The organism is Bradyrhizobium sp. CCBAU 45394 (assembly GCF_028128655.1).
GTDB lineage: Bacteria > Pseudomonadota > Alphaproteobacteria > Rhizobiales > Xanthobacteraceae > Bradyrhizobium > Bradyrhizobium diazoefficiens.
Genome location: NZ_LBIX01000118.1, coordinates 1 through 8,770, shown reverse-complemented (window position 1 = coordinate 8,770; position 8,770 = coordinate 1). Strand labels below are relative to the sequence as shown.

The 8,770-nt window shown below is 58.9% G+C and carries 7 protein-coding genes and 3 pseudogenes; 5 read left to right on the top strand and 5 right to left on the bottom strand.

All coding sequences use genetic code 11. From position 1 onward, the window contains the following. Window positions 1-307: 307 nt before the first annotated feature. Window positions 308-793: pseudogene (locus tag WN73_RS12555) on the top strand (LrgB family protein); the annotation flags it as partial. Window positions 794-844: 51 nt separating this feature from the next. On the opposite strand, the gene WN73_RS12550 reads toward WN73_RS12555, so the two are convergent. Continuing rightward, complete coding sequence (locus WN73_RS12550) at window positions 845-2,446, bottom strand: Fic family protein (protein ID WP_271553027.1); 1,602 nt, start codon at window positions 2,444-2,446, stop codon at window positions 845-847. 385 nt (window positions 2,447-2,831) lie between these two features. On the opposite strand from WN73_RS12550, the gene WN73_RS12545 reads away from it, so the two are divergent. Both WN73_RS12545 and WN73_RS12540 read left to right on the top strand, forming a co-directional pair. Beyond that, complete coding sequence (locus WN73_RS12545) at window positions 2,832-3,782, top strand: hypothetical protein (protein WP_271553026.1); 951 nt, start codon at window positions 2,832-2,834, stop codon at window positions 3,780-3,782. Further along, on the top strand, window positions 3,779-4,156 hold the full coding sequence (locus tag WN73_RS12540; RefSeq protein ID WP_097669882.1) for a HigA family addiction module antitoxin: 378 nt from the start codon (window positions 3,779-3,781) through the stop codon (window positions 4,154-4,156). The genes WN73_RS12545 and WN73_RS12540 overlap by 4 nt, the downstream gene beginning before the upstream one ends. On the opposite strand, the pseudogene WN73_RS12535 reads toward WN73_RS12540, so the two are convergent. The 4 genes and pseudogenes from WN73_RS12535 to WN73_RS12520 all read right to left on the bottom strand — a co-directional run. Beyond that, a pseudogene (locus WN73_RS12535) lies at window positions 4,153-4,463 on the bottom strand (S16 family serine protease); the annotation flags it as partial. The gene WN73_RS12540 and the pseudogene WN73_RS12535 sit on opposite strands and share 4 nt — an antisense overlap. 134 nt (window positions 4,464-4,597) lie before the next feature. Further along, on the bottom strand, window positions 4,598-4,891 hold the full coding sequence (locus tag WN73_RS12530) for a DCL family protein (RefSeq protein ID WP_097669881.1): 294 nt from the start codon (window positions 4,889-4,891) through the stop codon (window positions 4,598-4,600). Window positions 4,892-4,910: 19 nt separating this feature from the next. Further along, complete coding sequence (locus tag WN73_RS12525; RefSeq protein ID WP_271553021.1) at window positions 4,911-6,770, bottom strand: helicase-related protein; 1,860 nt, start codon at window positions 6,768-6,770, stop codon at window positions 4,911-4,913. Further along, window positions 6,754-7,401 carry a DEAD/DEAH box helicase gene (locus tag WN73_RS12520; protein ID WP_271553020.1) on the bottom strand — a complete coding sequence of 216 codons (648 nt, stop codon included), beginning with the start codon at window positions 7,399-7,401 and terminating at the stop codon, window positions 6,754-6,756. Before WN73_RS12520 ends, WN73_RS12525 begins: the two co-directional genes overlap by 17 nt. Between WN73_RS12520 and WN73_RS44585 the strand changes: the two genes are divergently transcribed. Continuing rightward, complete coding sequence (locus WN73_RS44585; protein WP_442870082.1) at window positions 7,355-7,816, top strand: methyl-accepting chemotaxis protein; 462 nt, start codon at window positions 7,355-7,357, stop codon at window positions 7,814-7,816. The genes WN73_RS12520 and WN73_RS44585 overlap by 47 nt on opposite strands. Window positions 7,817-7,894: 78 nt before the next feature. Continuing rightward, window positions 7,895-8,687 (top strand): annotated as a pseudogene (locus tag WN73_RS12510) (IS630 family transposase); the annotation flags it as partial. Window positions 8,688-8,770 lie beyond the last annotated feature (83 nt).

Sequence of the window (8,770 nt, the reverse complement as noted above, 5' to 3'; positions counted from 1 at the left end):
GGTCAATGTCGAGCGGGGCGGGCGAGCAGGATGAGGCGTACGCCGATCTCGTCTATTGTGTGCGAGGCAGCTTCAATCAAGCGCGCAGTAGCTGCAGGACCAAGAGCGCCTGATGGACGGCATAGGTACGGTCGTGCAGATCGATCCAGGGGGCGCATTCGGTTTCCTCAAGAGCGATAGGGGCCATGAGATCTACTTCAATTGTATCAGTATTCTAGTGCTCATCTTCTCGGTGACCGTCACTTTGCTCGTGACCGTGCTGACCTTCCTGCTTGTTAGCCGCCTGGTCGGCCGGCCGGAGGCGAAATTGAACGACAATCCCCACTCGCTCTGGGTCTATCTTTCACAGTCGCCGCTACTCTGGCTGACTGCCACGTTGCTGGTCTATGCGATCACGGATGCGCTATCCTTGGCAACGCATCGCCATCCGCTTGCGAACCCGGTCCTGCATGCAATGTGGATTATCAGCCTGTTTTTGCTTCTGACCGGCACTTCCTACACAACCTATTTCGCCGGCGCGCAGTTTGTACATTTCCTGCTCGGGCCTGCGACAGTCGCGCTCGCCGTGCCACTCTATCAAAATCGCAAGCTTGTTACCGCGGCGATCGTTCCGATGTTAGCCGCCCTGGTTGTCGGCTCAATCACAGCGGTGACATCGGTCGTTCTGCTTGCCGAAGCCGCGAGGCTCCCCCGGGAGATTATCCTGTCCCTCGCACCGAAGTCCGTCACGGCCGGCGTTGCAATGGGAATCAGCGAAGCGCTCCTGTCGGCTCCCGGCCTTCGCGGCGCCGCGCCCGCGTCTCGCAGTCCGCCTCTAGGCTATGACGGGCTCCCGCTCGACGCATCATGATTTCGAGCCGACCGCATTGAGGTCGACTTCGGCCAATGTCTCGCCAGGCTTGCTCCGCCTGGGAGGCGGCGGCTCGTGCTTAGTGCAATCGACCACCAATTTCGTGAAAGGCACGATGTCGAGGCCGCCGCTCGCATCCTCGAGCGCCCTCATGTATTCGTCGCGCCGGTCGACGGGAACGATGGTCCAGGGAATTCCCGCCGACGCGAGCATCGAGTTCATGATGAAACGACCGGTCCGCCCGTTGCCGTCGGGCAGGGGATGGATGAACGTGAAGATGAAGTGCCCCAGGATCGCGCGCACGCGCGGATCCTGTTCGGCCTTCAGACATTCGAAGAACGATTCCATCGCGTCCGGCACGGTTTCCCAGTTCACGGGCGTGTGTCGGGAGCCGCGGATATGCAGAAAGTGCTGTCGGTACCCCGCCATATTCTCCGGCTTGACGATGCCGGCCGCCAACGACGGCTGAAAGAGAGCGCGATACCAATTGAGGTGTTCGCGCTCGACGACTTCCTCCGCGGATTCGCCGTCGAGAATGCGGGCGACCGCGGCGCGTACTTCTTGGAACGCGTCCCAATATCCCTTGGCGGCGAGCGCGTCGCGTTGCTGCCGGTCGTCCGCGTCGCCGTCCGGATTCCAAGATCCCTGTCGGACCTTTTCGATGAGTTGCTCGGTCACCGTGTAGCCCTCGATCGACAACGAGTGGTACGCGTCCGAGGTGTACCGATCGTCGATGGATGCCAGGTATCCGTCGCGATCGTTGATCCTTCGGGGCTCGACGTCGAAGTTCTGCAGTACCTTGTCGCGCATCTCCGCCCACATCAGTTTCACGCGGGTCGCGATGGGAGACACCGGGCGGGTGACGGATAGCTGCGTGGTCACGGGGCCCTTGAAGGGATCGGCGTCCTCCCGGACTTCGTGTCCGGCGCGCTTCATGGTGGCGACGATTTCGTCCGCTGCGCGCGCGTTTCCCAGAAGCCTGTAGGCACCCGCCAACCGGCCTGCCGCGAGCACGTAGCCTCCGGCCAGCAGGGCATTCAGGATCGTGGTGGTGCCTCTGATCGAGCCGAGCAGGGCGATGACATCGTTCTTGTTGTTCTGCCAGAACGTGGGCGAAGCCGAGCATAAAGCGTCCGCCTGCGAAAAGGCGCGCATACCTGCGACCTCGACGGCCGACGTTGGAAGCTTCGGCACTCTGAGCAAGTACAGAGAATTGTTGTGCAGCAGATCGAGCCGTTGATTGTTCGCAGCCGGCGAATGCACGATGACCTGGGGTGGGACGTTCAAATTCTCGGCATGGAGGACGATCGAAGCTTCGGGAGATACCACCCAGTTCTTGTCGAACCGGTCGTCGAGGTACGCCCGGCAGAACTGCCAGAACGACGAATACCATGAGGTCGTGTCGCCGGGCTTCTCGCCGGGACAGACCATCAAGACCCATCCTCGGATGATCTCGCTCAGAAATCCCGCTTCCGATAGCCGTTCGCGGTCGGCTCGACCCAGCTCGGCGAGTTTGAAGACCCGCCTATCGCCGTTCTTGCTGAGTTCGCGCAGATTGCTCAGAGAGCCCGCGAGTTTTTCGTTGAGGCTCGCCATGCGATTTTCTCCCAGGGGGCGGGTGCGGATGATCATCGCCACGCATTTGGCGACGTCGGCTCACACTAGTTTCATGTCGTTCAATTACACTAGATTTGTGTTGTTCGGTTACGCTACTTTCGCATCGTTTATTTACACTAATCCGGCGCCGTACGGAAACACTAATTTAGTGCCGTATAATTGCACTACTTTCGCGTCGATCGACTTCGCTAATTTGGTGATGAGTCCGAACAAGCCGTTGTAACTTCTGTTGTATATTGCACCAATTTTCCGGTTCCTGACACATTGCGCTCGAAACGGGCTCGCCGAGAATTTTCTCGACCCCCTTGTAATGTCACACCATGTGATACATATTGGAACCATGACAATTACGATACGGCCAGACTTGAAGATAGCTTTGTTCGGTGAGGAGACGACGGTCTCCCCGCCGACTACCCAGGCTGCCGTATTCCTCAGCCACAACGATCGCGACCACCAGCACGCCGCCGACTTGGCGCGGCTCATCGCGGTGCTGACCGTCGACGGAACGCTGGGAAAGAAACACTTCTGGTCGACCATCAGTCATTCCGACATCAAGGCGTCGTCGCTGCTGGTGTCTGAAAAAGCCGAGGTCTGCGACGTCGCCCGTGCCGCAGCCACGCCGTTCTGGCGCGAGCACGCGCAAATCGACGAAGCGTACATTTCGCGCAAGAAGATCGATGCCATCCGCGACGAGGTCATCGACCTCTGGAAGAGCATCCTGCCGAGTCCGGTCATCGTCGCCGGACATCACGATTTCCCGGAAAACGCTCCTGCGGAGCCAGATTCGGACCTGTACTTTTGTCTCCACCACGAGATCGCGCACGTGCATCTGTCCGAGGCGGATGTCCAGCGCATCGAGCTCGCTGTCAAGCAAGCCATCGAAAAGCGCGTCCGCCTCATCCAGAGGTTCGTCTTCAAATGGACCCGCGCATACCTGTGCGACGACGACGCAGTGCGCGTCGCGATCCACTGCTACCGCGTTAGAACCGGGATTTCTCCTCCTGGGATCGACCCGAACCGGACGACCTTTTCGTCCAGCTCAGCATCGATCTCAATCTCCGAGGAGAACTACCATGAATACGTTCGCAGACCAGCGAACAGAGGACGTTTACAGCGGCCGACACCGTATGGATGTGCCCGCAAGCGTCGCAGCCAGAGCCGCCAGGCAAATCGACATCCTGCTCGCAGCCGACAAGCTCGAGGACTGTCGAATTGCGGGACACGGACGCATCGCAAAGCGTCGCAACACCACGCCGCCCACCTTCTGCTGCAACACCGAAGGCCGGTGGTGGGTGACGTTCCAATGGCAGCATGAGAAGGCTGTCAACATCGCGCTTGAAGACACTGGCTAAGACCACCGAGGCCGACATGACCGAACGACGACCGACAAATCCGGGTGAGGTGCTCCGCGAGGATTTCCTCACCCCGAGCGAAATCACTCAGGACCAACTCGCGGAAGCGATGGGCGTGTCGCGCTTTCGCGTCAACGAAATCGTCAACGGCAAGCGGGCGATTACCGCCGAGACCGCGATCCTGCTGAGCAAGGCGCTCGGCACGTCGGCGAAATTGTGGATGAACCTGCAGATGGCTGTCGATCTGTTCGATGCCGAAAAGAAACTGGGCGGCGCGGCCGATGCGGTTCGCCGCCTAGTGCCGGCGACCGATTTCATAACGGAAACGCCGGCCTAACCGACCCGCTGCGCCGAATCGCGCGGCGGCGAGGTTGGCCTCGGACCGGCCTCATTTCGCGGTGGATCCAAAGCGGCTTCGGCGGCCTGATCGACGCGTTCGAGCCAGATGAGCTCCAGCGCGTCGCGGGCGCCCTTCGGAATGTCGTCGAACGACGCGCATCAGGCCCCCCGCGGCCGCCGCGACCACCTTCTCCTTGATGCCGCCGACGCACCAGGCCACGCAGGGAAATCTCGCCGGTCATGGCGGCGTCTTTCCACACGGTTCTGTTGGTCAGCAGCGAGGTGAGCGCCGTGAACATCGCGAGCCGTGGGCAACCTACAGTTATTGGTAGGTCCGCAAAGTGCGGTGAGCATCCGAGATGCCGGCGGCAAAGAGACGGACAGTGAAGTACTGGGCAGGTCGTGGATCGACGCGAATGGAGGGTCTCTATTCAATAGTTTAACCGCGGATACAGGCCTTGTATGAAAACTTTTCGCTGCTTCCATCGACACGATTGACCCAGAAGCATTTTGAGCCGAAGTCCGCGCTCCTGACGCTGAAATGAGTGATGCCTAGCCCCATCTTCGTAGTCGCATCCGGGTGGAGCGCCAGTGCTGCAAGCAGTACCTCGGCATCGCCCGCGCTGACTTTGTCTCCAACATCATACTTATGAAGCATTGCCTTCAAAAACGCGGCGGCATCTCCCTTCTTACTGAAGTGATGAGGGCCAATTGTAACCGGCCTTTTGACCATAAAAGTCTCCCAATCAATATTAGGATGTTGACGTGGCAGCTCCTGCGTTGCCCTCAGGCAGCAGTTTGGCGCGAATCTCACGCAGGATGATGGCCGAAATGTCCATGCCCTCGAACTGAGCGTCGTGTTCTCTTACCCAAGAAATGCAATCTTCCTTATTGAGGTCATCTCTTGCGATCTTTTCGTACAGCGCGACAGCGCTCACGCGCGATAATCCGAGCTCGATCAGCGAGAGTAAGGTCCGCGAAGAAACACCGAACTCGAGCTGCGTTCCTATATCGACATCACCATCGATGAGGTCTTCCCGCCCTAATGCAACTAGGTGCATATTGAGAACGTCGACATAGGCGGACAAATACTTCGGCGCCCGAAATCGCGCGATTTGTTCGACCATCTCCATCGTGCTGCGTATCAGGACAGGCAGCTTAAATGACCGACCGGTCCTGCGATGGTAGTCGATATTTCGCTCGATCATTCGAGACAAGGAGAACCCCTTTAGCCATTGCACGACAATCAGTGCGTGAAGCGGAATGATCTTGTCTGGTGTGAATGCGGGAAACAGATATTGGTTGATCCGGCACATAATCGTCACGAAACGATCGTAGCGGTCCTGGCTGTCGACGGCGGCCGGCAAAAGATTCTCGACATCACCTTTGTAGTTGCGGAATGCATCCAACAGGCGCTGCATGCCCAGGGCGCTAACACCAGGATGTCGGGCTGCGATATCTGGGCCTATCGCGATCTGCGTGGCGATATTTGCAAGACTCGCTTCAAGCCGCTCGATGGTCGCGGGATTGTGGCGTTTGGCGAGGCTGGATTGTGCAATTGATCCCTGCCGTAAAAATGTAGCGAGCAGATATGAGGCGACCTGCTCGAATTGATTTGGATCTTCGAAATCGGCCAAATCAGTCGTTGCCCGGCGGTCCAAATAATCCGCAAGGCTATCTCCCTGTTCGATCACCGCGTCACTTTCGCGTTTGATTGGGAAGCGTGCACGTTCGGGAACGCCATCAGGCCATGCCTGTGCGTTCTGAGGATCGATGCAGATGATATTCCCTTGGAATTCATCGCCCCATCGACCGGCGCGGCCGGCACGATTCCAGAAATCGTGCGCCTCCATCGGATGCCCGATGCCCTTTCGTGGGCCGCGCAGTACAATGGTTCGGCACGACAGATTTACACCTTCGATGAGCGTCGAGGTACAAACAAGAAAGCGAATCTTGCCCGACCGGAACAGCCGCTCGACCTCCGAGCGGACGAGCGACGGCATGTTGCCATAGTGAAAAGCAACGCCTCGCTCGACGAGCGGCGCGAGCCTGTAGTGCGGGTGAACGCCTTTGCGCGCCAAATCCGCAAGCTCAAGCAATTCAGGGGCAGATGGTACTTCCGGTATCAACTGACTGATGAGATCGGCGATGTCTTCGGAATCGGCGGCGCCGTTCGCGTAGACGAGTGTCCCGCCGCGCTCTCCGGCAGCAGCGGCGATGAACGCCAGCTTTTTCTTGAGAGAGCCTGGGCTACTGCCCAGCTGGACCACGCCGAGCGGCAGCATAGACGCGTGTTGGCGTGCCGACAATTTCCATAGTTTTGGCTTACGCGGCACCTGCTCGGTCACGATGAGGTTTTGAAGCACAGTCGGAACGTCGCTTTCAAACGACGCGGTGTGAGCTCCCTCCGGAGCATCTGCAAGAAGCTCCTGCGGGTTTTGCGTGGCGGGACTGATGAACACGAGCTTGAGCGTGGGATTGGAGCGGCTGGCGCGCTCTATGGCATCCTGAAGAACAACGCCGCGTTGGTTGTCCCCGATCTTATGTGCCTCGTCGACCACGAGCAGATCGACCTTGAAGGCGCCGCCGACGGCGTTAGCGAGCAGGTGCATGCGCTCCTGGGTCAGAACAAAGATAGCGCGTGGGACCGCCTTCCTGCGCTTTGTCATGCTTTTCCCGAATCGGAAGCGAGGAGACTTCTATGCCGCTGCGGGCTCCGAGCAACGAGACTAGATTTGCTTCGATCTCAGCAACAAGTGCCCTTGTCGGCGCCAAATAGACAGCGACACGCATCTCGCTCGATCGGATTTGGTCGATCAGCCATTGCAAGACTAAGAACGTCTTTCCCGATGCTGTCGGAGCAGATGCCGAAAGCCATTGGTAATTGTCGGCCTGGCTCCAGAATCGTTGTTGGAAGTCATTGACCTGAATCCATCGCCCACTGGATTGGACAAGGATCGACTGATCCATCTGGCGGCGTTGCGCCTCGATACGTAACGCCATGCCGAGTCGTCCATCAACATCGGCAGTGAGCAATCCGCGTTCGGTCGCGAGCGCAACCGCACGAAAATTCGATAGCTGGCCTAAGAGAACCGCGCCAGAATCTTTAATAGTCTCACTAGCGGAGAGCGTGATTGCCGCGGTGGCGATACGAAGCGCTGCGTCTTGATAGGCCCGCTGATCCGACCGCGCAAGTATGCTTCCCGCTAGCAAAAGCCGTGGCCAGGCGGGCGAAACAGGCAAGGGTTTTGCCGTCGCGGCCGGGGAAGTCAAAGCCCTAGCAAGTCAGACCAAGAATGCTACTCAGGAGATCGCCACACAAATCGTAGCGGTTCAGACCGAAACGGATGCCGCCGTGGCCGCTATCCGGCGAATATTCGACGTCATCAATCGAGTTGGCGAAACGACTACATCTATCGTCAGCATTCTTGATGAACAAAATGCCGCCATCGGGGACATCAGCCGCAGCGCCGAATCCGCTGCGGCCGGAGCACGCGCAGTAGCCGGGCACGTTCTCGAAATTTCCGGCGCCGCTGCGACCAGCCGTGGGGCGGTCGATGACGTCGTCCGCACAGTTCATGACCTGATGGATCGCAACCGCGCCCTCGGCCAAGCGATTGCGACATTTGTTAGCGAGATGCGCCAAGCCGCGTCTTAGTCAGCTTGAACCTAGTCATCTGGAATGCAAGTTCGTGACATTAGTTGATCGCTCGAATCTCTAGAGAGGGGAGCCCTCGTGGCGAATGCAGGTGTGAAAGGCCGGTCGATCGCGCCGTTGGTACTGAGTCCGCAGGAGCGGGCGTACTTGGAGAGGCAAGTTCGTCGTCATCGTGTAGCCCGATCGCTATCTGAGCGGTGCCGCGCGATCCTGCGGTGTGCAGATGGTCTGCCAAGCAAGTCTGTGGCTGCCGAACTTGGCATCCATGAACACACCGTTGGCAAGTGGCGCCGCCGATTCTTGAAGGATCGCTGTGATGGCCTGCTTGACGAAGCCCGCCCTGGCCGCCCTCGAACCATCGACCATGATCAGGTTGCCGAGGTAATCGAGCGGACATTGCGTACGACGCCGCCCGGCGCGACGCACTGGTCGATCCGCTCGAGGGCCGCGGAAACTGGCTTTTCTCACACCACGATCCGCCGAATGTGGACGGCGTTCGGCTTGCAGCCGCACCGCAGCCAGACATTCAAGCTGTCGAGCGATCCCCTATTCGTCGATAAGGTGCGCGATATTGTCGGGCTTTACCTGTCCCCACCGAACCGAGCCCTTGTCCTCAGCATCGACGAGAAGAGCCAGATCCAGGCCCTGGATCGCGAGCAGCCGGTCCTGCCGATGATGCCGGGCGTGCCGGAACGTCGCACCCACAGCTATGTGCGGCATGGTACGACCACGCTGTTTGCCGCGCTCGATGTCGCTTCCGCTTTGTCATTGGCAAATGCTATAAGCGCCATCGGGCGGTCGAGTTCTTGAAGTTCCTCAAAGAGATGACGCTCAAATCCCTGAGGGGCTCGCTGTCCATATCGTCATGGACATGTGTGGACGCCCCCGTTGGTGCAAGAAGAATCTTTCGAAGAGTGCGGAGCGTGGTCGGGTGCTGACATGTGTCCGGCCTTT

What these genes read in the sequence shown, in the direction of transcription:
- WN73_RS12550 (WP_271553027.1), bottom strand. Translation starts at nt 2,446, where the DNA reads ATGGCGAGCCTCAACGAAAAACTCGCGGGCTCTCTGAGCAATCTGCGC.
- WN73_RS12540 (WP_097669882.1), top strand. Translation starts at nt 3,779, where the DNA reads ATGAGAAGGCTGTCAACATCGCGCTTGAAGACACTGGCTAAGACCACC.
- WN73_RS12530 (WP_097669881.1), bottom strand. Translation starts at nt 4,891, where the DNA reads ATGGTCAAAAGGCCGGTTACAATTGGCCCTCATCACTTCAGTAAGAAG.
- WN73_RS12525 (WP_271553021.1), bottom strand. Translation starts at nt 6,770, where the DNA reads ATGCACCTGCTCGCTAACGCCGTCGGCGGCGCCTTCAAGGTCGATCTG.
- WN73_RS44585 (WP_442870082.1), top strand. Translation starts at nt 7,355, where the DNA reads ATGCTTCCCGCTAGCAAAAGCCGTGGCCAGGCGGGCGAAACAGGCAAG.